Source organism: Devosia neptuniae (assembly GCF_025452235.1).
Taxonomy (GTDB): domain Bacteria; phylum Pseudomonadota; class Alphaproteobacteria; order Rhizobiales; family Devosiaceae; genus Devosia.
Window position 1 is genome coordinate 195,082 of the sequence record NZ_CP104965.1, and the last position, 25,756, is coordinate 220,837.

At 62.4% G+C, this 25,756-nt stretch carries 17 protein-coding genes; 8 read left to right on the forward strand and 9 right to left on the reverse strand.

Going from position 1 to position 25,756, the window contains the following annotated elements:
- Positions 1–80 precede the first annotated feature (80 nt).
- Together N8A98_RS03465 and N8A98_RS03470 are read right to left on the reverse strand one after the other, a co-directional pair.
- A complete protein-coding gene (locus N8A98_RS03465; protein WP_113124162.1) occupies positions 81–1,076 on the reverse strand; it encodes an ABC transporter permease in 996 nt (331 codons plus the stop codon).
- Positions 1,073–2,605 carry a sugar ABC transporter ATP-binding protein gene (locus tag N8A98_RS03470; RefSeq protein ID WP_262169186.1) on the reverse strand — a complete coding sequence of 511 codons (1,533 nt, stop codon included), beginning with the start codon at positions 2,603–2,605 and terminating at the stop codon, positions 1,073–1,075. Before N8A98_RS03470 ends, N8A98_RS03465 begins: the two co-directional genes overlap by 4 nt.
- Before the next feature lie 198 nt (positions 2,606–2,803).
- On the opposite strand from N8A98_RS03470, the gene N8A98_RS03475 reads away from it, so the two are divergent.
- The gene (locus N8A98_RS03475) at positions 2,804–3,568 is read left to right on the forward strand and encodes an IclR family transcriptional regulator (RefSeq protein ID WP_262169188.1); all 765 of its coding nucleotides are present in this window, start codon (positions 2,804–2,806) and stop codon (positions 3,566–3,568) included.
- Here N8A98_RS03475 and N8A98_RS03480 read toward each other — a convergent pair.
- On the reverse strand, positions 3,565–4,305 hold the full coding sequence (locus N8A98_RS03480; protein ID WP_262169189.1) for a sulfite exporter TauE/SafE family protein: 741 nt from the start codon (positions 4,303–4,305) through the stop codon (positions 3,565–3,567). The two genes, N8A98_RS03475 and N8A98_RS03480, sit on opposite strands and share 4 nt — an antisense overlap.
- Before the next feature lie 224 nt (positions 4,306–4,529).
- On the opposite strand from N8A98_RS03480, the gene N8A98_RS03485 reads away from it, so the two are divergent.
- The 3 genes from N8A98_RS03485 (at position 4,530) to N8A98_RS03495 (ending at position 7,713) form a co-directional block, all read left to right on the forward strand.
- The gene (locus N8A98_RS03485; protein WP_262169191.1) at positions 4,530–5,567 is read left to right on the forward strand and encodes a Bug family tripartite tricarboxylate transporter substrate binding protein; all 1,038 of its coding nucleotides are present in this window, start codon (positions 4,530–4,532) and stop codon (positions 5,565–5,567) included.
- Between the two features lie 85 nt (positions 5,568–5,652).
- A complete protein-coding gene (locus N8A98_RS03490) occupies positions 5,653–6,180 on the forward strand; it encodes a tripartite tricarboxylate transporter TctB family protein (RefSeq protein WP_262169193.1) in 528 nt (175 codons plus the stop codon).
- 9 nt (positions 6,181–6,189) lie between these two features.
- Positions 6,190–7,713 carry a tripartite tricarboxylate transporter permease gene (locus N8A98_RS03495; RefSeq protein WP_262169194.1) on the forward strand — a complete coding sequence of 508 codons (1,524 nt, stop codon included), beginning with the start codon at positions 6,190–6,192 and terminating at the stop codon, positions 7,711–7,713.
- Here N8A98_RS03495 and fdhD read toward each other — a convergent pair.
- The 5 genes from fdhD to N8A98_RS03520 all read right to left on the reverse strand — a co-directional run bounded on the left by fdhD (position 7,710) and on the right by N8A98_RS03520 (position 20,670).
- Entirely contained in the window at positions 7,710–8,543 is an 834-nt protein-coding gene (gene fdhD / locus N8A98_RS03500) for a formate dehydrogenase accessory sulfurtransferase FdhD (RefSeq protein WP_262169196.1), read from the reverse strand. The genes N8A98_RS03495 and fdhD overlap by 4 nt on opposite strands.
- Positions 8,543–10,822: an FdhF/YdeP family oxidoreductase gene (locus N8A98_RS03505; RefSeq protein ID WP_262169199.1), complete on the reverse strand. Its 2,280-nt coding sequence runs from the start codon at positions 10,820–10,822 to the stop codon at positions 8,543–8,545. Before N8A98_RS03505 ends, fdhD begins: the two co-directional genes overlap by 1 nt.
- Before the next feature lie 107 nt (positions 10,823–10,929).
- Positions 10,930–14,577, reverse strand: coding sequence for a TonB-dependent receptor (locus N8A98_RS03510; RefSeq protein WP_262169200.1), 3,648 nt, complete (start codon positions 14,575–14,577; stop codon positions 10,930–10,932).
- A complete protein-coding gene (locus tag N8A98_RS03515; RefSeq protein WP_262169202.1) occupies positions 14,574–19,322 on the reverse strand; it encodes a CLIPPER-2 domain-containing protein in 4,749 nt (1,582 codons plus the stop codon). Before N8A98_RS03515 ends, N8A98_RS03510 begins: the two co-directional genes overlap by 4 nt.
- Before the next feature lie 436 nt (positions 19,323–19,758).
- Complete coding sequence (locus N8A98_RS03520) at positions 19,759–20,670, reverse strand: helix-turn-helix domain-containing protein (protein WP_262169203.1); 912 nt, start codon at positions 20,668–20,670, stop codon at positions 19,759–19,761.
- Between the two features lie 451 nt (positions 20,671–21,121).
- Here N8A98_RS03520 and N8A98_RS03525 point away from each other — a divergent pair, with 451 nt between their 5' ends.
- Both N8A98_RS03525 and N8A98_RS03530 read left to right on the forward strand, forming a co-directional pair.
- Positions 21,122–21,394: a hypothetical protein gene (locus tag N8A98_RS03525; protein ID WP_262169205.1), complete on the forward strand. Its 273-nt coding sequence runs from the start codon at positions 21,122–21,124 to the stop codon at positions 21,392–21,394.
- A gap of 67 nt (positions 21,395–21,461) precedes the next feature.
- On the forward strand, positions 21,462–21,857 hold the full coding sequence (locus tag N8A98_RS03530; RefSeq protein WP_262169206.1) for a GFA family protein: 396 nt from the start codon (positions 21,462–21,464) through the stop codon (positions 21,855–21,857).
- Between the two features lie 6 nt (positions 21,858–21,863).
- Here the strand turns inward: N8A98_RS03530 and N8A98_RS03535 are convergent, their stop codons facing one another.
- Positions 21,864–22,760 carry a dihydrodipicolinate synthase family protein gene (locus tag N8A98_RS03535; RefSeq protein ID WP_262171867.1) on the reverse strand — a complete coding sequence of 299 codons (897 nt, stop codon included), beginning with the start codon at positions 22,758–22,760 and terminating at the stop codon, positions 21,864–21,866.
- A 315-nt stretch (positions 22,761–23,075) separates the two neighbouring features.
- Between N8A98_RS03535 and N8A98_RS03540 the strand changes: the two genes are divergently transcribed.
- A complete protein-coding gene (locus N8A98_RS03540; protein ID WP_262169208.1) occupies positions 23,076–24,671 on the forward strand; it encodes an ABC transporter substrate-binding protein in 1,596 nt (531 codons plus the stop codon).
- A gap of 19 nt (positions 24,672–24,690) precedes the next feature.
- The gene (locus N8A98_RS03545; protein ID WP_262169210.1) at positions 24,691–25,755 is read left to right on the forward strand and encodes an ABC transporter permease; all 1,065 of its coding nucleotides are present in this window, start codon (positions 24,691–24,693) and stop codon (positions 25,753–25,755) included.
- Position 25,756 lies beyond the last annotated feature (1 nt).

Sequence of the window (25,756 nt, forward strand, 5' to 3'; positions counted from 1 at the left end):
TTTTGAAGCCGTCGTTTTGAGTGAGGCTTGTCGCCTGCTTGATATTGGCGCCGGGTTTGGCAGGCGCAGCGAAATCGGCGCTACAGATTTCGGCGCCGCAGTATGTCGGCATAGACCGCCAGGATGATGATGGTGCCGGTCACCACCGTCTGCCATTCCTGGGGGACTGAAAGAATGCGCAGGCCATTGGCCAGCACGGAGATGATCAAGGCGCCGATCAGCGTGCCGATCACGGTGCCGCGGCCGCCCGAAAGCGAGGTGCCGCCGATCACCACTGCGGCGATAGCGTCCAGCTCATAGCCCTGCCCCAGCGCCGGCTGTGCCGAATTGAGCCGGCTGGCGATCAAGAGGCCCGCCACCCCGCAAATGCCACCGGCGGTGGCATAGACGGCAATCTTCCAGCGATCGATATTGACGCCGGAGAGCCGCACGGCCTCCTCATTGGAGCCGAGCGCGAATGTGTAGCGGCCCAAAGCCGTCTTGGTCAGCACGAAGGCGGCAAGCCCGGCCACCAGGAACAGGATCATCACGCCATTGGGCACCGGAATGGCCGGAATGATGGCGCCCACGAACGAGCCCTGGGCAATCTGGGTGAAGCCGGGCGTGTCGTTGAAATAGATCGGCTTGGTGCCCGAAATAACCAGCGACAGTCCCTTGAGGATCAGCATCATGCCCAGCGTGGCGATGAAGGGCGGCACTTTGAGCTTGGCAATGATGGTGCCCGAAACCAGCCCCACTCCCGTGCCGGCCAGGATGGACGCCACGATGCCCACGGGCAGTGGCAGGCCAAAATAGGTCAGCACCACGCCGGTAATCACCGCGCAGAAGGTCATCAGCGTGCCCACCGACAGATCGATGCCGCCGGTAATGATCACCAGCGTCGCGGCAATCGCCAGCACGCCATTGACCGATGTCGCCTGCAGAATGGCCAGCACGTTCTGGGTCTGCATGAAATTGGGCGAGGCGAGCGAAAACACCACGACCAGCGCAATCAACCCGGAAAAGGCCAGCAGCCGATGGAAGGCGCCGGAGATGCGGACGCCGCGCTTGCCGGCCGGAAGTGCTGTATCAGTCATGCCGTTTTCCGTTGGTTGGTAGTCTCAATAACGCTGCTCTGGCGCTGGGTGGCTAGGTGCATGATCTCTTCCTGCGATGCGCCGCCCGGCAGCATGCCGGTCAGCCGTCCCTCGCACATCACCGCGATGCGGTGGCTCAGGCGCAGCACTTCGGGCAGTTCGGACGAGATCACGATGATGGCCTTGCCTTCGGCGGCCAGCGCGATCAGCAGTTTATAGATTTCCGACTTGGCGCCCACATCGATGCCGCGCGTCGGTTCGTCGAAGATCAGGATATCGCAGTCGCGCAGCAGCCATTTGGCAATGACCACCTTTTGCTGGTTGCCGCCCGAGAGCAGCCGCGCTTCTTGGGTATCGGAAGGCGTCTTGATCGAAAGCTGGCCGATATAGCGCTCGGCCACCTTGCGCATGGCGCCATCATCGAGCAGGCCGCCGGGGCGGGTAAACCGGGCCAGGCTCGCCAGCGCAATGTTGTTGCGCACATTCATGCCGGTCGCGAGGCCAAAATGCTTGCGGTCTTCCGACAGATAACCAATGCCGGCATGCACCGCGTCGCCGGGCGTTGAAATCCCCACGCGCTGGCCATTGACCCAGATTTCTCCGCTGTCGCGCGGGTCGGCGCCAAAAATGGCGCGGGCGACCTCAGTGCGCCCTGCCCCCATCAGCCCGGCCAGCCCGAGGATTTCGCCCTGGCGCACCGAAAAGCTGACATCGCGGATTTCGCGACCGCGATTGAGATTGCGCACTTCCAGTGCCACTGGTGCGGCTGAGGTATTGGGCACGACCAGCGCGTCATTGCTCAGGGTCCGGCCCACCATCATCGAGATGATGGTTTCCATCGAGGTGGTCGCGGCCGGCACGGTGCCGACATATTCGCCATCGCGCATTACCGTCACGCGGTCGGAGATGCGTTTGATCTCGTCCATCTTGTGCGAGATATAGACAATGCCCACGCCCTCGGCCTTGAGCCGGTTGATGATGACGAATAGCTCGGCAATCTCGGCATCGTTAAGCGCCGCCGTGGGCTCGTCCATGATCAGGATGCGCGACCGATAGCTCAGCGCCTTGGCGATCTCGACCATCTGCTGCTTGGCCACCGTCAGGCTGCCCACCGGCACTGTCGGGGCGAGCTTGAGATTCATGGAGTCAAAGATCGTCTGCGTCGCACGATTGAGCGCCTTTTCATCCAGCAGCCACCCGCCCAGCTGGCGTGGTTCGCGGCCGATGAAGATATTCTGCGCCGCCGTCAGGTCGCGCATCAGCGCCAGTTCCTGATGGATGATACCGATCCCCATTTCCTGGGCCTGGCGCGGGCTGCCGATCTCGACCGGCTTGCCATCGAGCCGGATGTCTCCCGCGTCGCGCCGATAGACGCCCGAGAGGATTTTCATCAGCGTCGATTTGCCGGCGCCATTCTCGCCCATCAGGGCATGGACCTCGCCGGCCTGCAGGTCGAAATTGACATTGTGCAGCGCCCGCACGCCGGGGAACGACTTGCCGATGCCGATCAGCTCAATCAGTGCATCCATGGTCCATCCCTTGCGTCCCAACGGCCACTGCCTTGCTGGCAATGATCGGGTCGGCGCTCCTCTTCGCGATTGACTTCGCGTTATATACGAACAATCTATTCATAAATGAAGTGTGGACGCAAGGCGGTTTGTGCGATCGTCAACGTGCACAGTCCGCTAACCGATTGCCTGCCGATGTCACCGAGGAGTGAGCCCGTAATGGACCAGGAAGCCGATGACCAGGATCGCTATCGCGCTCCCGCGCTCGACAAGGGCCTCGACATTATCGAACTGCTGGCGGCCACCGCCGACGGGCTCAGCCAAGCCGAAATTGCCAAATCGCTGGCCCGTTCGCCCAACGAAATCTATCGCATGCTCGACCGCCTGGTCCGCCGCAATTACGTGCGTCGCACCCCCGAAGACCGCTACGAACTGACCCTGCGGCTGTTCGAGCTGGCCCATGCCCGCCCACCGCTTAACCGCTTGATAAATCAGGCAACTCCGGTCCTGCGCAGCTTCGCGCTACTGGCCGAACAGGCCGTGCATCTGGTCATCCGCGATCGCAACATCCTGGTCGTCGTCACCCAGGTGGACAGTCCCGGCTACTGGAATGTCTCGGTCCGCGTCGGCAGCCGCCTCGGCCTGCTCCACACCGGCTCAGGCCATGTTTTCATGGCCTTCGCGACGCCCGAAGAACGCCTGCTGATGCTGGAAGAACAAGACCCCGGCAATCCCGCCAGCCTCACGCCCGAACTCAAAAACCGCCTCGACCAGGTTCGCCGGCAAGGTCACGAAATGATGCCAAGCGCCCAGGTTTCCGGGGTTTTTAACATCTCCGTACCGATCTTCGGACCGCTCGGTACCGTCATCGCCGCCCTCACCTGCCCCTATACGCAGCGCCTCGACAAGCAAGGCACGCCGGACATGGAACAGGCCCTAAATCTGCTCAAGCAAGCCGGCCGGGAACTCTCGCAGCGCCCCTAGATCCCGACCACCATTTTCAGCCCCACAAGGCCGAGAAACGTCAGGATCAACCGGTCAAAGGCCCGCCGGCTGAGCTTGCCGGCAATCGCCTGCCCGAGCGGCATGAAGATCAGGATTGGCCCCAAAGCCAGCACGCCCTGCAACAGCCACTCGCCCCGCATCAGTCCCGCGATCCACATCGAAGGCAGTTGGGTCAGCGAGTAAACCAGGAACATCGCCGATACGGCAAAGACATGGGCATTGCGGTCCAGACTCATCGAATGGATGAACGTCACCCCAATAGGGGCGGAAATACCCGTGGCGCCTTGCAAAATGCCACCCCCTGCCCCCGCCAGCGGTCCGAATCTTTTGGCCGCCCGCAGCGACAAGGCGAAGTGCGGATTGAACAGCCGCAGCACCACATAGGCGATCAAGATGATGCCCAGCGTCAGCACCAGCAGCCGCTCCGGCAGCGTCGCCAATAGCCAGACTCCCAGCACGATACCGGCCACGCCGGCAACCAGGAATAAGGGCAAAAACGCCATCCGCTCGGAGCGCGCTTCCTCGCGAAAACGCCAGACCTGCCAGGCATTGGTGACGATCAATGGAATGACCATCAACCCCACCGCATGCTGCAACCCGAAGACCGTGGTCAGTACCGGCAGGGCGATCAGCGGCAGCCCCATGCCGGTGGCGCCTTTGACGATCGCGCCGGCAGCCAGAGCCAGCCCCATCAGCAGGTAACTTGAAATATCCATCGGCAAGCAACTCCCCCCACGGTCAATCTATAGCGGCGCGCGGATTAACCGAACAGTTCTTTGTCGGACTTTTTCGCCATCTGGAGCATGAGACCCGCCAGTCCTGCATCCATTTACTCTGCACCAAATGGTTACTTGCCTGTTGACAGCTTTTGCATCGCGGCACAGTCTAGCGGCAAGGACCCCGGAGGATATGGTCCGAAAAACAATATTGGGAGGGAAGGATGTATCTTGCATCGTGGCGGATTTTGGCTGCCAGCACGGTCGTGCTGCTGGGCGGCACGGCGGGCTCAATGGGCCAGGAATGGAAGCCTGACCGGCCGATCAATCTGATCGTGCCCTGGGGCGCTGGCGGCTCGACCGATCAGGTGACCCGCGTCACCGCACCCATTCTCGCCGAAGCGCTCGGCGTCGATGTGGTGGTGGTCAACCAGCCCGGCGCCTCGGGCGCCATCGGCACGCAGGAAGTGCTCAACGCGGCCAAGGACGGCTATACCTGGACGGCCAATGCCATCGCCAACAACGCCACCTATTCGGTGACGGGCCTGCTCGAAGGCACCAATATCGACGACTGGCACATCTACCTGTCGGTCGCCAACGTGCCGGTGGTCAGCGTACCGGCCAACAGCGAATTCCAGGATTTCGGGCAATTGCTCGAGGCGCTGAAGACCCGCGGCAACGAGGTTACGGTGGCAACGGCCGGCATCACCTCGTCAGGGGGCACGGCCATTGCAGCGCTCGCCGACACCGGGGATTTCGACTACAACATGATCACCTATGATGGCGGCGGGCCGGCGGCCATCGCCACCGCCTCCGGCGAAGCCATGGTCACCACCCAGCTCGCGGTGGAACAGACCGAACTGATCCGCGGCGGACGCCTGCGGGCACTGGCCGTACTGTCGGCCGAACCGCTGGTACTCGAGGGCGTCGATCCGATCCCGCCGATCACCCAATGGCTGCCCGATATGGAGCTGGCGCCGGACTATTTCGGCATCTTCATTCCACGCGGCGTGCCCGAGGAAGTGGTCGCCACCGTCGACAAGATCTGGGCCGAACAGGTGCTGAACGCGCAATCGCTCAAGACCTATGCCGAGACTTTCGGAGCGGTTTTTGCTCCGTCCTATGGCGCGGATGCGCGCGAGAAAGCCATGCCAGTCGTGATCCTTGAAGCCTGCTCGTCGGTCGAGCGTGGCGAGGCGGTCAACGATCCCTCGACCATCGGCATCGACTGCGAAACCCGCACAGAAGTCGGCACGCCATAAGAAACGGGCCTCGCTCCCTGCGGGGCCTGCCAATTGCTGTGACCAAGCGGGCGGAGCCATCCGCCCGCCGCCTCAAGGACCAAGCATGCTGGACGATTCAGACGCAAGAGAAGCGGGCGGGCGCGCTCGCGCCGACCTTTTGATGGCCGTGGTTTTGCTCGCCCTAGGGCTGGCGGTCATCTACCTGTCCTGGACGATGCCGCGGCTCGAAGCGCGTCGCATTCACCCCTCGACCATTCCCGGCCTGGTGCCGCTCTTTCTGGGCATTGCACTCACCTGCTGCAGCGGGCTGCTGTTGTGGCGATCGTGGCGGATCGAGGCGCCGGGGGGCTGGCAGCATCTGTTCGGCCTGTTCAGAACCCGCGAGGCGCTGCGCATCGGCGCGGTGTTGGGCCTGGCACTCATTCACACGCTGGTGCTGGTCGGTCTCGTCCCGTTCTGGGCGGCGGCCATGCTGTTCATCTTTGCCTTCATCATGGTCTTTGAGACCTGGCTCAATGAAGGGCCGGCCGAACCGGTCAAGAGCTTTTGCTGGGCGCTCGCCATAGCGGTGGTCGGTGGCGGTGGGATTTACCTCGTCTTCGAACGCATCTTTCTCGTCCGTCTGCCTTAGGAGAGCCGAATGGAAGGACTGGTCCTCCTCGGGCAAGGGATTGCCCATTTCCTCACCCCCGGGTCGCTGTTCAACGTCGCCTGGGCGACATTGCTGGGCGTCACCATCGGCATATTGCCCGGGCTGACGGCCACGATGGGCGTCGCGCTGCTGGTGACGCTCACCTACAAGATGGCGCCAGACCAGGCGATCCTGACCCTGATGTGCGTCTATCTCGGCGCCATCTATGGCGGCAGCCGCACCGCGATCCTGCTCAATATTCCGGGCACGCCGGCCAATGCGGCGGCAACGCTCGATGGTTATCCACTGGCCCAGCAGGGCAAGGCCGGCTTGGCCATGGGTCTGGCCACCACGTCCTCCACGTTGGGCACCATGGTCGGCATTTTCTTCCTGGCCATCATCGCGCCCCTGCTGTCCGAAGCGGCGCTGAAATTCGGCTCCTACGAATTTTTCTGGCTGGCTTTATTCGGCGTGGTGATTTCGGGACAAATGACGGGCAGCGACACCCCACTCAAGGGGTACATTGCCGGTATTCTGGGCCTGCTCGTCGCCATGATCGGCATGGAGACGCTGCACGCCCATCAACGCTTCACCTTCGGCATTGCCGCGCTTGGTGGCGGTGTCGATATCATCCCGGCAATGGTGGGCGCGTTCGGCCTTGCCGAAATCCTGTCGGCGATGAAGCGCAAAGTCGTGGGTCACGTGGTGCCGGTCAATGATCGGGTGGTGCCCACGCTGCGGGAAATATTCCAATATTGGCGCACCATTATCCGCTCGGGAATCATCGGCACCTTTATCGGCATCATTCCCGGCGTGGGTGAGGACGTCGGCTCCTGGTCGTCCTATGCGGCGGCCAAGCGCGCCTCCAAGCATCCGGAGGAATTCGGCAAGGGCAGCCAGGAGGGCCTGATTGCTGCCGAAACCGGGGACAATGCCGTGGTCTCCGCCGCCATGATTCCGACGCTGACGCTGGCCCTGCCGGGATCGGCGGCGGCTGCAGTGCTCATTGCGGCGATGCTGATCCATGGCATTCGCCCCGGGCCCATGCTGATGGTCGAGAACGCGCCGTTCCTCTACCAGATCGTGGCCATGCTGCTGCTGGCGACCATCGCCAATTTGATCTTTGGCCTGTCGCTCACCAAGATATTCATCAAGGTTCTGGCGGTGCCGCGCGAGCGGCTGATGGCGGTCATCTATATTCTGTGCGTCGTCGGCTCCTTCGCCATCACGCAGCGCATGTTCGACGTTTACGTCATGCTGATCTTCGGCGTCGTCGGCTTCCTGCTGCGCGAGATGAAATACCCCATGGCGCCGCTGGTGCTGGGGATCGTGCTTGGAGATCTGCTCGACCTCAATCTGCGGCGCGGGCTAGCCCTCACCCAGGGCGATCCGAGCCCCTTCTTCACCCGACCGATCAGCGCCATCATCTGCCTGATCATCGTGGTGACCATTGCCATGTCGATCCCGCCGGTTAACCGGCGCGTCAAGGCGCTGTTCGGGCGCAAGGGCGTGGAGCAGCCGTCCGGACTCTAGCCGGCAATATTCTCCAGCCCGCTGACGACCAGGGCGGCATCGGCGCGAGCGAGCGTGACCAGGGTCAATCCGGCCCTGGTGGCGCGCTCGACGGCCAGGGTGGTGGGCGCCGAAATGGTGACCAGCATGGGGCAATTGGCGCGGACGGTCTTTTCGACCAGCTCGTAGCTGCAGCGCGCGGTGAGCAGGAAAAAGCCCGTCGCGGGCGTGATCGATTTCTGGGCCAAGGCGCCGATGAGCTTGTCGAGGGCATTGTGGCGACCGACATCTTCGCGCGTCAGCACGATCTCGCCCGTTGGCGTACAGAAGGCTGCGGCATGCACTGCGCCGGTGCTTTGGCTGAGTGGCTGGTGCTCGGGCAGCGCCGCAAGCGCCCGCGAAATGGCGCTGCGCTCGACGAATATGCGTGCCGTCACTGGCGGCAATGGGCGCAGTACTTGTTCGATATTGTCGATGCCGCAGAGGCCGCAACTGCTCTCGGTGACGCGGACACGCGCCCGCGCCATCGCCTTTTTGGTGCCCTCGGGCGGCAGCATCATACGAATGATCCATCCACCTTCGACGGCGTGGGTGTGGATGTCCAGGATGTCATCGGGCGTGCGCGCCAGCCCTTCACTCAGGGCAAAACCGATGGCGTAGTCGACCAGGTCCGATGGCGTCGCCATCATCACCGCATAGCCGATCCCGCCGATTTCGATGGCGATCGGCGCTTCGACCGGCACTGCACGGGCGATCCGTGCATCGGCTTCCCGGCCCAGGCTCAGGCCCAGACGATCAAGCGCGGTTTCCTGTGCTTGCGGGCCAGACACGACTTGGTCGTAAACCCGCATCAGGCAATGGCGCCGGGCAGCACAACCCGGACCGGCACGGATTTGGCCGCCGGCGTGCCGCTGATGCGGTCGTAATAGTCGAGCGGCAGCAGCGGATTGAGCTCGGGATAATAGCCGGCGACGGAACCGGGCGACATCGGGTAGTCGATGATCGTCAGCCCCTTGACACGCCGTTCGATGCCGTCGGTGGTGATGGTTTCGAGCGTGATGCGCTGGCCCGCTTCGAGGCCCCGTGCCTTGCGGTCATCTTCGTTTATGAACAGCACCATGCGATCGTTATAGACGCCGCGATAGCGGTCGCTGTGGCTATAGATGGTGGTGTTGAACTGATCGTGCGAACGCACGGTCGCCAGGCGCAGCATGGCTGTGTCAACCACTTCCGCATCGACATGCAACCCGGCAAAGACCAGGAAATTGGCCTTGCCGTTGGGCGTTGGCCAGCTCCGGCGACGGGGCGGAATGTCGAGATGGAAGCCCTTGGGATTCTTGATGCGCTCGGAGAAATCTTCGTAGATCTGTGGGTAGACCTCGGCAATCTTGTCGCGAATGGCATCGTAATCATGGATATAGCCGGCCCAATCCACCCGGCTTTGCGGCAAGGTCGCCATGGCCATGCGGCAGACGATCTCGACCTCGGGCAGTAGGTCGGCGCCGGCCGGCTCCAGCACGCCGCGCGATGCGGTGACGTTGGACATGGCATCCTCGATAGTCACGAACTGCTCGCCGGCTTCGGTATGGATGCGCTCGGAGCGAGCAACCACGGGCAGGATGAGCGCGTCGCGCCCGTGCACCAAATGACCGCGATTGAGCTTGGTCGCGATGCCGACGGTCAGCTCCAGCTTGCGCATGGCGGCATAGGCCTGCTCGGTATCGGGCACGGCGCGGACGAAATTGCCGCCCAGGCCGATAAACACCTTGGCAGTGCCGTTCTTCATCGCCTCGACGGATTCCACCGTGTGGTGGCCGTGCTCCCGCGGCGGCTCGAAACCGAACACGTCGCGGACCCGGTCGAGATAGGCCTGGGATGGTTTTTCATCGATGCCGACGGTGCGATCGCCCTGCACATTGGAATGCCCGCGAATGGGGGCGATGCCGGCGCCGGGCTTGCCGAAATTGCCGCGCAGCAACAACAGATTGGCTACCTGCTGCACCAGTTTGGAGCCCTGCTGATGCTGGGTGACGCCCATGCCGTAGCAGATCATGGTGGCCTTGGAGCGGATATAGATCTCGGCGCAGCGCCGGATCTGGTCCTCGTCAATGCCCGAGACCGCGACGATTTCGGCCCAGTCCTGGCCCATCACGTCAGCGCGCAAGGCATCGATGCCGGTGGTGTGCTCGGCGATGAAGTCGTGGTCGATGACCGCCTCGCCCTGCGCCTCGCGCTCGAACAGCACTTTCATGATGCCCTTGAGCAGCGCCAGATCACCGCCAATCCTGATATGGACGAATTCGCTGGCAATCGGGGTGGACCCGAAGGTGGCCATCTGCACCACGTCCTGGGGTTCGGTGAAACGGATCAGCGCCCGTTCGGGCATGGGATTGACCGCAACGATCGGCACGCCGCGCTTTCGCGCTTCGACTAGATTGGTCATCATCCGGGGCGAATTGGTGCCGGTATTCTGGCCGATGATGAAGATGGCTTCGGCATGCTCGAAATCCTCGATCACCACCGTGCCCTTGCCCACGCCGATGGATGACGGCAGGCCGCGGCTGGTGGGCTCGTGGCACATGTTCGAGCAATCGGGAAAATTGTTGGTGCCGAATTCGCGCACAAAGATCGAATAGAGAAACGCCGCCTCATTGGGGGTGCGGCCGGAAGTGTAGAATTCGGCCTGATGCGGGCTGTCGAGCGCCTGCAAATGCTTGCCGATCAGCGCAAAGGCTTCGTCCCAGGAACAGGGCACATAATGGTCACTCGCCGCGTCATAGCGCATGGGCTCGGTGAGGCGGCCGTGCATTTCGAGCGCGTAGTCGGACTGCTCCATCAGCTGGGAGACGGAGTGCTGCGCGAAGAACTCGCGGGTGACGCGGAACTTGGTCGCCTCGTGCGCCAAAGCCTTAGCGCCGTTCTCACAGAATTCCAGGGTCTTTTTGCATTCCGGGTCGGGATAGGCGCAACTGGGGCATTTGAAGCCGCCGGGCTGGTTCATGGCCAGCAGCGCTCGCGAGCCCTTGGTGATGACGCTCTGCTCCATCAACACCTTGGCGGTCGCGGCGGCCGCACCCCAGCCACCCGCGGGATGGCGGTAGGTCTTGTAGTGCGGTTGCTTGTCGCTCATGGCCATGATCCCTCGCCGATATCACCGGCAAGGGTAAGCACCGGCCTTTTCAGGCGCAATGCCGAAAGCGACCCCAGCCCCGGATTGGTCCGGGGCTGGTGGGATGGTCAGAACTTGGCGATGACGTTTACGAAGGCGCCTTGGTCGTTGAAGGTGAGGTCGCGCATGTCGTCGGAGAAGCGGCCGAAATTGTAGCCCAGGCCGACTTTGAAATTGTCGCCGAGATGGCGGTAGACGGCGGCCAGGGCGCCCAGGTCGGTGGTTTGGGCCTCGGGCATGTGCATGACGCGGCCTTCGAGCAGGACGTCCCAGTTCTTGACCACATGCAGGTCGGCCCGCAGGATGCCCAGATGGGCTGAAGAAACCTGCCAGTCTTCCTCAAAGCCGGTGCCCGAGCCGTCATCGGTGCGGTTCTTCACCTCGCCATAGCGGAAGCCGTATTTGGCGCCGACAGTCAGCCAAGGCAGCAGGTCATAGTCGACATCGAGCGAGAGGATATGGCTGCGCTGGGCCGGGGCAAACAGGTCCCCGGTGGCGCCGCTGACCAATTGGTTATTGCCGGGCATGTCGTAAAGCCAGGTATAGCGGAACAGCGCATTGAGCCGGTCATTGTCGACCGGGCGATAGGCGTAGCCGATCGAGGCTTCCATGTAGTCGGTGTCCTGGAACACCGTATCGGGGGAGCGGGCATCGGAGATGACGGCATCCACATTGGCCAGCAGGCGCCAGTCCTCGCTGGTCTTCCAGGAGAGACCCCCGGCGAACAGATAGGTGTTCTGGTCGCGGGTATGGTCCGAAGAGTCCTCGATGCGCACTTCGCCACGGGCATTGGCCTTGATGCCGGCTTCGTCGTCGACATAGCTGACGGCCAGCGAGGGGGCGTAGCGATCGAAATCGCTGCGCTGCAGATTGGTCAGCGGATCGGTGGTGTCGTCGCGCACCTGCCCGACCACCAGCCCGGCATCCACACTCCAGAAGGAATCGGGGGTGAACAGGATGCCGTAGGTCTGCGCCAGCGAGCGCTTTTGTCCGAACATGTCATAGCTGGTTTCGGCATAGGCGGCGGCATAGTCGTCGAGCCGGCGCTTGAGGCCCACTACCAGCGTGCCGCCCTGATCATCGAGCAAGGCAAAGCTCTTGTTGATATCGAAGCTGCGCAGCGGCTCGAGCCGATAGCCGGCATAGTAATGCTCGTCCGGATTGGGATCGAAGGTGATGCCGGCCAGGGCGCCCACCCCGCCAGTGCCATAGGAGACTTCGCCGGAGATGGCGATGGTGTCGGTCAGCCCGAACTCGGCGCCAATGCCGGCCCGGTCATTGCGGCTGATATCGCCCTCCAGCCCCAGCGTAGCCTGCCCGAAGGCATAGAGCTTGCGCTTTTCTTCCCATTGATACTCGATGCGGATACCGGCATCGAGGCGCGAGCCGTCATAGCCGGATTTGCCGGCGCTGATGGCGCGGGGCGACATTAATTCGGTATAGCTCAGGCCGAGCGAAGCGTTCCAGTAATCGTCGAGCTGCCAGGCAAGGCTGGCATCCCCCTCGCGCTTGACCTGGCCCTCGCCATCCTCAAAATCGTCATAGCCGAGCGCCAGGGCGACGTCCTGGTTAAGCGCCACATCGGCGGAGAGACCCCAGAGCCATTGATCGGTCGAGACCTGCTGGGAGAGGCTGGAAAAACCGGCTTCCTTGGTCTCGTAATAGAACCCGGCCTTGCCATCGAGCCCGGCATAGCCCAGATCGCCGAGGCCAAGCTGGCCTTCGACGCGCCAGGCCAGGGCCGATTTATTGGCAATGCCGGCGGTGCCGTGCTCGCCCCAGGTCAGCCCGCCATCGGCGGAGCGCGACAGACCAAAGCCGGGGCCTTCGGAATGGGCGATTTCGGCGCGCAGGAGGGTATCCTGCGAGGCGCGCAATTCCACATCGGCGCCCAGGCCCACCTGATCGGCGGGTCCGGTGGTTTCACTCATACCGGTGACGCCGACGCGCAGATTGTCGGTGAACCAATGCTGGGCGCGCCCGCCATAGACATAGCCATCGACATCGTCGGCCGCCGGCACGAACTCATATTGGGCGATGAGATAGACATTGCCGCCGCCAAAGGCGCCGTCACGCACCGGGCCCGTGGCGGCGGTCTGCCAGGAGAGCGGGGATTTGAGGATGGCGATGCCCTGCAGGTAGTCGAAGCTATAATCCTTGCCATATTGCAGGGTGCGGCGGCTGACCACCCGGCCGGTAACGCTATCGCGGATTTCGACGCTCAGGGTTTCCGAGCCCACGGTAATGTCCTGACGGCGCAGGAAATAGGCCGAGCCGCCAGTGGCCAAAAATTCCTCGCGCTGCGGCAGGGTATCGGGCAGAGCCGCATAGGCGGTGATTTCGGTGCGCCGCTCGCCGAAGGATGTGGTTTCCTCGGAGCGGTAGAGCGCGTTGGCGCCATACAATGCCCGTTCCGAGCGCAGGAATTCGGTGCCGGTAATGCTGGTCTGGTAATTGCCCCACATCACATGGCTGTCGCCGCGCTCGAGCCGCACATAGAACTTGCCGCTGGTGGGCGCATCCTCGACCAGGGTCGAATCGTCGCCATAGACCGGGTAATAATCGTCGGGATCGAGATGGCGCAGGAAGTCGCGCGGATTGCGCTTGCCGATATTGCCGAACAGCTCCTGCAATTCCTCCTCATCGGTATCGGCGGCGGCGGTCAGCAGATATTCGCCCTTGATCTTGCCCTTGACGTAAAAGGCCAGGCGTCCCTTGCTGTAGATGTCGTCATATTCGCCGGGCCGTACGCTTTCGATATGCTCGTCCCCGGTGCGCAGGCCCACGGTGACATCGGCCAGGGCGACATAGAACCAGTCATTGTCGGGAATATTGATGTCGCGGCTGAACTGCAGCCCGTCCTTGCCCTGATTGCCGGCAAGGGCGACATCGACCTGGTGCTCGCCGGGCGGCAGAATGCGCTGCACCACGAAAGAACGATCGGCATCCAGAGCAATGGTTTCGCCCAGGGCGCGCACGGCATAGCCGTCCGGCACGCTGCGACCATAGACGGTGACAGCGCCGCCATTGATCGGGATATTGCGCATAGCCGTGCGGTCGGCGGAGAGATCGATCGTCCCCTGCCCCGCCCCATTGCCCACAGGCTTGACCGGGGCCGGCATTGTCTCGTCGAACCGCCCTTCGGCATCATAGACGCGCAGCACGTAGCTCAGCGGCACTTCGCCCTGCGGCGGGGTCCAGCTGGCCGTGCCATTGATGTCGACCGGCAGGCTGATCACCGCCTGCTGGCCCAGCCAATTGGTTTCCCCGAGAATGCGAATCTCGGAACGGGCGATGAAGCCGGGATAATTGGACGCCGTCTCGAAGTTGATCTGCCCGCCGCTGGACCGGGCTAGCACGTTGAGAAGTGGCTTGGCTTCAAGGCCATCGAACTTGACCTGAATATCCACCGCACTCAGCCCCAGATCGGTCTGGCGCTGCACATCGACCGGCCGGGTTACCCCGCTCTCGTCCACGGTCTGGCCGTCGACGCTGATCATGAAGGGAATGCTGGCCTTGTCGGCTGGCGTTTCGGCTTCGGTATTCGCCCCGACCGGCAGGCTGCCGGTCGCGCTGTTATTGGCAACCTTGCCATCCGCCTGGCTGAACGCGGGAGCGATCAACCCGGCATTTGCCACCAGGGCGGTGCTGGCCAGCAGCAAGACATGGCGCAGGCGAAAAGACATTCCAGTATTGATGATGGTGCTCATCGTCATAGCCCCGTCTCCACGCGCATTTCGATTTCCAGGCGGTATTGCCCCGACAGGCGCTCCCAGCGGTCGCGGATCAGATCACTGACCTGCCGCAAGCGCTCCTCGGCCAGTTCGGGATCGGCGCCGGGGTCGATATAGGAGAGGCGCAAGACCGACTGCTCCTCGTCCAGCACCTCGATCAGCTGATCGACGCCCGCGGCCCATTGCGGCAGCAATTCGGTGCTGCCGGGTTCAAACGCCTGGTCCTGCAGGTCCAGCCGCACCACCCGCCCGATCGCCACGCCAAAATCCAGCGAGGTCATCTTGCCGGCGGTCAGCCGCACCACGCGGGGATTTTCGGTGGTCAGCCGATAGCCCGATGGCAGGGTGCGTGGATCAAGCTTCATGATGAAGTTCGAACCGATGCGCTGGTCGGGCAAAGCCGCGCAGGCGACATGGAAGCGGCCATGCGCATCGGTGGTCACCAGCCAGCCCTTGACCGTGGCGAGGCGCACGCCGGGCAGGCCCAGTTCCCCCTCGTCCTGGTAGCCATTGCGGTTCTTGTCATCGAACACCCGTCCGATGATCTCGCTGCAATCGAACACCGGCTCGATCATGATCTCGACAGTTGCCGTGGCATCGGGCGCCAGCGGATTGCCCGCCGCATCGGTGACACTGGCCCGATTGACATGCTCGCCCGGTCCCGCCGAGCTCAGCGCCAGCATGCGCAGCCGGATCTCGACCGCAGCATTGGCCGGCACATTGATGCCCTCGAACACCACCCGCCGCCCATCGATCACCGGCGTCGCCGCAACCCCGCCGATGGTGGCCGAGCCCTCCACATAGCGGAACCCCGACGGCAGGGTGTCGACGATGGTCAGTCCAGTGGCCGAACTGCCGGCATGGTTGGTGACGGTGATGGCAAACGGAGCCTCCTCGCCGCGGCGGATCTGCCGGCGCAGCGCAATCTTGGCCACCGAGATATCGCCCGACGCGGCGGCCGGGATGGTGACCTCGGAGCGGGCCGTGCTGGATGGCACATTGATCCCGTTAAAGGAGCCCTGGGCCCTGGCGGTGTTCGCGACGCCATCGGCGAGGCCAGCCGCATTGTCGATATCGGTCTGGTCGAGCACGTAAGTCGCCGTGAACGCCTGCGACTGACCGGGCGCCAGTGTGACGGGGCCGGGCTCGAAGGTGGAGAGGCTATTGGCGGCGGGCCGGCCATTGAAGGTCGGACCGGCATCGAGCGGCCAGACGCCATTGGCCGTCTGGCCACCCTCATTGGTGATCAGGATCGTATAGGTGATAGTGTCACCCAGGCTGGCATTGCCGTCGCCATCCAGATCGTTGAACACGCCGGTCTTGACCGTGCCCAGGCTGACCGGCGAGGGCGGAATGGTCACCGTATCGGGCGGGCTGGTGATCGGCGGACCCGATGGCGGCGTGCCGGTGGCCGTGGCCGTATTGACCACCGAGCCATTATCGACATCGGCCTGGGTCGGCGTATAGCGCGCCGTGAAGGTGAAGATCGCGCCGGGGGCCAGCGTTTGCGGGCCCTGGTCGATCGTGACCAGCGGATCTTCGACCATGACATTGGTCAGCGTCACCGTGCCGGTATTCCGCACGAGGAACGCATAGCTGATGGTTTCGCCGGCATCGAGCAGATTATCACCATCCAGATCGTTGAGCGTACCCGTCTTGACCACGGTCAGCCCGGGGGTCTGGTCCGGCGGCACGGTGACCGTGTCGGGCGGGCTGGTCGTCGTACTGCCGCCAGGGTCGGTGCCGGTGCCGCTGGCCGTGTTGACCACCGAGCCATTGTCGATATCGGCCTGGGTGGGCGTATAGGTCGCCGTGAAGGTGAAGCTGCCGCCGGGCGCCAGGGTCTGCGGACCCTGATCGATCGTGACCAGCGGATCGTCCACGCTGACATTGGTCTGCGTCACCGTCCCGGTATTGCGGACCAGGAACGCGTAGCTGATGGTTTCGCCCAGATCGAGCAGGCCATCGCCATCCAGATCGTTGAGCGTGCCGGTCTTGACGATGGTGAGGCCCGGCGTCTGATCGGGCGGCACGGTGACGGTATCGGGTGGGCTTTCGGTGGTGCCGCCACCGGGTTCAGTGCCGGTGGCACTGGCCGTATTGGTCACCGCGCCAGTGTCGATATCGGCCTGGGTCGGGGTATAGGTCGCCGTGAAGGTGAAGCTCGCACCCGGCGCCAAAGTCTGGGGGCCCTGGTCGATCGTCACCAGCGGATCGTTGACCATGACATTGCTCATGGTCAGCGTGCCGGTATTGGTGACAAGGAAGGAATAGCTGATGGTCTCGCCCAGGTCGATGAGGGCATCGCCGTCCAGATCGTTGAGCGTGCCGGTCTTGACGATGGTCAACCCCGGGGTCTGATCGGGCGGCACCACGACGGTGTCGGGCGGGCTGGTGATGGTGCCGCCGCTCGGATCGGTGCCGGTGCCGCTGGCCGTATTGACCACCGAGCCATTGTCGATATCGGCCTGGCTGGGCGTATAGCTCGCGGTGAAGGTGAAGGCTCCGCCGGGCGCCAGCGTCTGCGGGCCCTGATTGACCGTTACCAGCGGGTCGCTCACCGTCACGCCGCTCAGGGGCACATTGCCGGTATTGGTGACGCGGAAGGTGTAGTTGATGGTCTCGCCCAGATCGAGCAGGCCATCACCATCGAGGTCGTTCAGCGTGCCGGTCTTGACGATGGTCATAGCCGGGGCCTGCGGCACATTGGTGTCGGTCGCGGTATTGCCGCCCGGATTGCTGTCGGGGGAGTCCGGCGGGCTGGTGACACTGGCGGTATTGACCAGATCGCCGGTGAACCCCACCGGCACGCTCATGGTGAGCGTATAGGTAGCCGTACCGCCGACCGGCAGGCTGACCGTGCTGCTGATCCCACCCGTCCCACTCGGCGCGCCGCAAATGCCGCCGCCAGCGCCCACGCAGGTCCAGTTCGCAGTGGTGATGCCGGCCGGCAGCGGATCTTCGACCGTCGCGCCCTGCACACCGAAGGGACCGCTATTGCTGACGACGATGGTGTAGGTGGTGTCGGTTCCCGGCGAATAAGCGGGGACATTGTCGGTCTTGGTGATCGACAGGTCACCGGCGAAGGTCAGTGGCGTCGTTGCGCACTTGGCGCCGTCATTGCCCACCGAAGAGGGGGAGCTCGAGATTAGTGTTGTCGCCCCGGTCGTCGGATTGATCCGGAAGAAGCCGCCCGCATTGTCGGCTGCAAAGATGCCGTTCGAGGCGCTGATCATGGCACCGAAGGTTCTGGGCGTTTGCGCGGTGCCGATATTGGTGACTGCGCCAGTGCTCGGATGGATCGAGACCAGCTGACCGTTTGTTTCCACGCCGTACAAAAGGCCGTTATACCAGGCGAGATCAGAGGTTTCGGGGGGCCGGCTCAGCGGAACCGCAACGGCAACGCGTGTCGTTAGGTTGACGCGATAGAGGCCCTTGATCTGGTTATAGAGATAGTAGACGCCGTCGGTGCCGATCTCGCCATTTTGAAAGCCACCAGTAGTGGCGTTTATGCCGCCACCCGTGATAGCGCCGAGATCCGTCGCCAGACCGTTGCTGCCAATCCGCAGCAGATGCGTGATACCCGCTACCTGGGTCGCTCCATAGATATAGCCGTCCGCCGGGTTAAAGCCGATCGCGTTATAGTTTGGCGCTGAAGTGCCCAGTGCATTGTAAATGAACGGATTATTCGAGCTATCGAACTGAAAGAGCGTCGTTGGGCCACCGCTGCTTTGAGCGAGGTACATATTCGCGTTACACGCAAAGTTCGGCTGGGTGTTGAACGTGACCGAGGTGCTGGTGGTCGGTGGGTTGAGACCGACGGACGAGGTGATGTTCGAGGCACCGTTGGTGTAGGCACCAGCTGTGTTGGCGGTCACCGGGATGGTCGCCGTGCACGAGGCGAGGCCCGCGGTGAGATTGCCCGAGAGGGAGATGGCCGAAGCGCCGATCGGCGCCGTAAGGACACCGGAGGGGCAGTTCGTGGCTATGTCGGCTGACGCCACCGTCAGACCCGCCGGGAGGGTATCGGTGAACGACCATCCGTTCTTCGCACCCAATTCGGCGGCGTTGGTGATGGTGAAGGTCAGCGTCGACGACCCGCCGACACCAAGACTGGCCGGGGAGAACGCCTTGCTCAATTGCGGCGTGACATCGAGCAGGACCATATCGTCCATGAGGAAGTCATTGCCGCCGCCAGTAGTATTGGCGTTGTTGACGCGCAGAGTGAGCGATGTCGTGCCCGCGCCCGCGGTGAACGCAACGCTCCGGCTCAACCAGACGCCCGGCGCTGGCCATGCCCCGTTAGAGATGCTGCCGATGGCTACCGAGCCGCCCGCATTGGTCTCGATAGACTGGCTGAGAATCGGATCGCTGACGGTGTTGAGACGCGTGCTCCGGTAGGAAAAGACGTAGCTGCGGCCTGGCACTGCCGGGATCGGCACCACGTTGCGCCACACCGCCTGCCCCGGCGTATAGGCGCAATTGTCCGAATTGTGGTGCAGCATGTGCGTCGGGTTGAAGTTGGTGTCGAGAATGATCCGGCCGTTGAGACAGGAGGCCAGGGCCCAGTTTCCGTCCGCGGTGCTGACTGTAGTCGGCAATTGACCGGTTGGGCCGAAGGGTTCGTTGAAAACCACCTGCGCGTGCGCTTCGCTCGCCCACATCACTGGAGCGGCGAGCAGAGCGGCTGCCGTAATCAGGCGTGCTGCAATCTTCCGGCCGGGCATTTGGCCTGGGCCAGCATTGTGTCGCGTACGATTGGGGATTGATGACGCCAGCGCGTACTTGCAGGATCCGGCAACACGGCGCGCGAGATCGCGCCAGGAAAATGGCTTGTGCATAAATGGCCCCCAATAAGGTGGAACGTATTCCGCTGGCGGGGCCGCCGTCTGTCTTATGCCGTTTCGCTGCCAGGCATTACGCTGACCATCAGAAAGGTTCAGCGCGCTGCATCAATGCTCTGGCGAAGTCGCCCCCGACAACCGGAAACGTTTCCAGTCGGGAGCAAGGGAGCATATCGGTGAAAAGCCGTATTTCAGAATAATCCGGCTTTTTCAAAAAACTCCGGCAAATTTACAAGAAAACACCACTCGCTGGAACGGCTGTGGCGCAGCTGCCACACGCTCCGATAGCTGCCGGGCCCAGTGGCAGACCGCGGCGAATTTATCTACTTGTCCGCACCTGGGCGGGCGTTCGGCCGCGATAGCGTCGCATGGCGGAGGTCAGATGGCTTTGGCTGGAAAAGCCGCTGTAATGGGCCACTTCCTCGATCTTCATATTGCCTTTGCGGAGCAGCGTTTCGGCGAAGTCGAGGCGCAGGTTGAGTACATATTGATGCGGCGGCCGGCCAAAGGTCCGGGTGAAGCCATGTATGAAATGGCTGGGCGACAGGTTGCATACCGCAGCCAATTCGGCGACCGACATCGGGGCGACAAAATTGGCGTGCAGAAACTCCTGCACCCGGCGCGCATTCTGCGGCGACAGCCCGCCAATCCTGGTGCCGGCCGATAGCTTGGTGGTATCGGAATAGTTGCGCAGCACGTGCATCCCGAAAAGCGTTACCAGTGAATCGACATAAAGCTCGTTGGGCGTGACCCGTTCCGTCAGTTCCGCCTTGAGGAGCCTGGCCATGCGCAGGGCTTCCTGATCAACCGTGCCGAAGGGCGGCGAGAAAAGTTCCACCTTGCCCAGGTCAGCCTCGTGCGCGGCCAATTCGAGCAGGCTTTCAGGTCTTATCGCGATGATGGCATTTTCTTTGGTCGATGCCCAACTGGACCGGCTATCGACATTGGCGGGGCTGACAACGATCATGCCTGTCGGGGCATCGAAATGCCGCACCTTGTCGCCGCCGAAAGCCGCGGCCATGTTCGCCGAGGGAGCAAGCATTACGCCGATGAAATGCGCGTCTGCGCTAAAAGTCTGCGATCCCGGCGCGCGGATCGAATGCACTGCGCCACCGCGAAAGGTGGTCACCCGTGGGCCGGCCTCAATGGGAATGGGCCGCAGGATATCGCCGGCTGGCGCCCCTTGATCAACTCCGAGCCGTCGCCGCGCCTCGTCGGAGTCATGTAGCATTCGGCGGCCCCTGTCCCGAGTCGTCTATGAGGTACGTTCCGCACCTTGGGAACGATTCGCAACTTGTTTGATGCAAACAAAGTTAGCTGTGGCCTAACGCAAAATTTCAAAACGCTGGGATCGCCGCAACCTTCCCACAGCCCGCTAATTGTGTATTCGTATATTCCATTGGACGACGAAAATCGTCATACGTATCACCATCTCTACGCAAGCAAAAATCTGCATAACTTTTTACGTCAACAATAGTTACCTATATTCATTCAGGTCCATTAATTCATATTTCTAAGTCAGTAATTGTTCTATACAATAATTAATTGACTGATATTTACGCAGGCCGTTCATGCACACAGATCGCCGTATCAAATGGCCTTTTTGTTGACGCGTTTTCGGCCAAGTTATTTCGCATGCACATTTTGCAAGACTGAACTTTAGGAGCCGCGCCACCGCGCCCATGGTGACTAGATACGACAAACGTCTTCAAGACGAAGATCTGTGGCAGGTCTACGAAATTTCGAGCGACCGCGTCATTGTGATTGCGGGCCACCCCTATGAGGGCATGGCCCAGCATGAAGCCGCGGAAATAGTAGCACTGCTGGAAAGCGGCGATCTGCGTCCTGACGAAATCGCCGAAACGCCATTGCCCACTGAGTCGGCGTCTCAGCACGCGAACCCCGCCGGCACCATAGCTGCCGCCACCGATCCGGTTCCGTCGGACAAATCCTGAAATCTGGTGGCTGCGGTCAGGGAGGAACTGCCGGCTTCGTTGCGCGTTGGCTGGCCAGGAGGCTCCAATGCGCTGGACCGGTGGCTGCCTATGCGGCAGACGACGCTATCATTTCGACGCCGATCCTGTTGCGATCGGATTATGCCATTGCAACATGTGCAAGAAGGCGACGGGCGGCCCCTTCGCCATCCTGGTGCGCGTTCGGCAGGCCGATCTGCATTGGGAAGCTGACCCGCCGGCTATCTACCGATCATCGCCAATCGCCGTTCGTGGCTTTTGCCCGGACTGTGGCTCGCCGCTCTTGCTCGACTATGACGGCGACGCCTATCTGCGCATGACTGTGGGGTCGCTTGACCACCCCGAACGGGTTGAGCCCGAGGGCCATTACGGCATCGAGAGCCGTCTGCCCTGGGTCAATTGCTGGGCAGACCTGCCGGGGGAAGAAACCAAAGAGCGGTTCTAGACCGTCCTACTTGCCGCGTTGCGCCTGGATGATACCGCGCAAGGTGACGCGTTCGGCTTCGGAGAGAGCGGGCACGCCCGGCAGGCGCACGGCGCCGACATCCATGCCCATCATGCCCAAAGCTTCTTTTACCACGGTAACGTTCGATCCGTTTCGGTAGTGCGTACGCAATTCCTCGAATTGGGCGAGCCGGTTGATGAGCTTGCGGGCAGCCGCGAAATCGCCGCCGACCAGCGCCGCATGCACCTGCAGCGAGATTTCAGGGAAAACGTTGACGAAGCCGGAGGTGAAGCCCTGGGCGCCGATTGCATAGAAGGCCGGGGCCCACGCTTCGGCCAAGCCACAGACCCAGATGGCGGGCAAGTCTTCGGTGGAACGGATCACCTCGGCCAGCAGCATCAGATTGGTCGAGGCGAATTTGACGCCGGCGACATTTTCGTGCGCCGCCAGCCGGCGGAAGTCTTCGACCGAGAAGGTATCGGTCCGGACATAGGCGATAAATGGCACGCTGGAGGCGTCGGCCAGTTCCAGGAAATAATCGGCTTGTGCGGCCGGGCCCGCAAAGGGGTCCATCGGATGATGCCCCATGATCGCGCCTGCGCCGGCAGCAATGGCATCGCGGGCCAGCGCCTTGGCTTCGACCAGCGAGCGGCCGACCGCCGCGCTGATCAGGCATTTGCCCTCTGCCGCCGCAATCGTGGTCGCATGCACCCGGCGGATTTCATCGAGCGAGAGCGAGAAGAACTCGCCGGTATTTCCGGCAGCCATCAGGTTGTGAATGCCGGCCCCGGCCAGCCGCGCAATCAATGCGGTGAGGAGCGAAATGTTCACCTCGCCATCGGCGCCATAGGGGGTTACCGGAACCCCTGAAATCCCTTTGAGGGCCGCCCGTACTGAAGCCATCCGATCGGTCACTATCGTAGTCCTTGCTTAGTCTTGAAACGAGATTGAGATAACTTTGGCCAGTCCGCAACACATGGCCCCACCTTCCGACCTAGAATGAGCGCCGTCGCGCATCGCGGCGGCAAGCGCGTATCCGGCGAACAAAATGCGCACCGGAATGGCTTCCGAGGCATCACCGGGCGGCATCGTTCTTTCCAACAAATTCGCGGTCTCCAGTTGACGCGACAACCAGTATGTGAAATCTGATATACCAGATCTGATATGGTGTCGATGACAAACGAGCGCCGCTGGATCGAAAACGGGAGGAAAATCGATATGTATAGACGTCAGTTTCTGGCCGGCGTTGCCATGGGCGCTGTTGCCGTCGCGATGTACGGTTCACCTGCCTTTGCGGCCACGCCGCCCGATCAGCTCGTCATCGCGATCAATATGGGTTCGATGCGCGGCCTTGATCCGCATGAAGCCAACCAGATCGAATCCGCGGAAATACTGGCCAACCTTTATGACCGGCTGGTCTATTTCGAGCCCGATGCGCTCAATGAAGCCAAGCCGCAGCTCGCCGAAGCCTGGACGATTTCCGAGGACGGCAAGACATTCACCTTCACCCTTCGCGAGGGCGTTACCTTTCACTCGGGCAATCCGCTGACGGCTGAAGACGCCGCCTGGTCGCTGGCGCGGCTGGTTAAGCTGGGCCTCGCTCCCGCCATCGACCTGCGCCAATGGGGATATAACGAGAGCAATGTCGACACCCTGATCCGCGCCACCGATGCGCGCACGCTGGTGGTCGAAACGCCCGAACCTTGGAGTCCGGGGCTGATCCTGGGCTCGCTGGCCAGTTCGGCCTGCTCGATCGTCGATCGCGCTTTCCTCGCCGACAAGGAACAGGATGGCGATCTGGGCCGGGCTTATCTGCAGGCGTCCGACGCGGGCAGCGGTCCCTTTTCGCTGCGCACCTGGCGCGCCAACGACATCATGATGGCCGACGCCTTTGCCAGCTACTGGAACGGCGCTCCGGCCATGCGCCGGGTCATCATGCGGCATATGCCTGAATCCTCGGTGCAGCGCCTGCAGCTGGACACGGGCGATCTGGACGTGGCGACCCGCCTGTCCTCGACCGATCTCGATGTCTTTGAAAAGGCCGGCACAATCGATATCCAGAAGGTGCAGGGTTTTGGATTCTACTATGTCGCCCTCAACCAGAAGGACGACATCCTCTCGATCCCGCAAGTCCGCGAAGCCTTCCGCTACCTCATCGATTATGATGGGCTCGCCAGCACGATCATGCGGTATTACGGCCACAAGAGTCAGACCGTTATCCCCAGTGGACTGCCCGGCTTCCTCGAGGACATGCCCTATAGCCTCAATATCGACAAGGCCAAGGAACTGCTGGCCGAAGCGGGCTATCCGGACGGGTTCTCCAAAGTGCTCTATATTGGGCCAGGCACACCCTATTTCGAATTTGCGCAATCGCTTCAGGCCAATGCCGCCAAGGCCGGCATCACACTCGATCTGCAGATGGGCGACTATCTCAGCCGCTTCCGGGAGCGCAATTTCGATATTTTCATGGGCCGCAGTGGTGAACGCCTGCCCGATCCTCATGCCATCCTGCAATCCTATGCCACCAATGCGGACAACAGCGATGGCGCGCCGCTCAGCGGTCTTTTGGCCTGGCGCTCGGCCTGGGATGTGCCGAAAGAATTGCAGGAACTCGTCGTGGCGGCTGCCCGCGAGACGGAGCCAGCGCAACGCGCCGAACTCTATGCCGAGGTCAACGCGCTTTACCTCAAGAGCTCCCCGGCCCTCATCACCTCGTTCGAGCGCTTCGACGTGAAGGCGGTGAGCAAGCGCGTCAGCGGCTATGTGGGCCACCCCACCTGGTTGACGCGCTGGGACACGGTCAGCAAGAGCTAGCCAAGTGCAGGAGACCGACGTGAGCAGCCCTGAACTGACCGCACCGAGCCGCAAGGCCGCAGATAATCCGCTGCCCGACATCCTGCGGAAGATTGCGACCTCGGGTGCTGCAATCCTGACCACGCTGTTCGGTCTCCTGCTGCTGACCTTCATCATCGGCCGGATGATCCCGGCCGATCCTGTGCTCGCCATTCTGGGGGATAACTACGACCAGGCCGCCTATGACCGGGTCTATAGCGAACTGGGTCTCGACCGCTCGGTGCCGGAGCAGTTTTTCAGCTATCTCCAGAGCATAGCGCGCTTCGATTTCGGCCAATCCAACGTCACCCGCAATTCGGTGGCGGCGGATCTGGCCAGGGTGTTTCCGGCAACGCTGGAGCTAGCGATCCTGGCCATCGTCATCGGCACCGTTCTGGGCGTGCCGCTCGGCATTGCCTCGGCAGTCAAGCGCGGGACCTGGATCGACCATCTCGGGCGGATCGTGGCGCTGCTCGGTTATTCGGCGCCGATTTTCTGGCTCGGCACCATGGTCATGCTGATCTTTTATGCGCGGCTTGGCTGGATACCTGGCGGCGGACGCATCGATCTCTACAATGATGGTCTCGTTGTCGGCCCCACCGGCATGCTGATCCTGGACGCCCTGCTGGCGGGCGAATGGGAAGTGTTCTGGAGCGCCGTTCACCACATTGCCGCCCCTGCCCTGCTGCTGGGCTATGCCGCCATGGCCTATCTCAGCCGCATGAGCCGCAGCTTCATGCTCGAACAGCTCAACCAGGAATATATCCTCACCGCCCGCGCCAAGGGCCTGGGCGAGCGGCCGATCATCTGGAAACACGCCTTCCGCAATATACGGGTTCAGTTGCTGACTGTGATTACCCTGGCCTTTTGCGGGCTGCTTGACGGCGCGGTGCTGATCGAGACGGTGTTCGGCTGGCCCGGCCTGGGACAATACCTGACCGCGGCGCTGTTCTACGCGGATATGAACGCCATTTTGGGCGCCGTGCTGCTGATCGGGCTGATCTCCATCCTCATCAACCTGCTGACCGACGTGGTCTATCGCTTCGTCGATCCGAGGACCCGCTGAC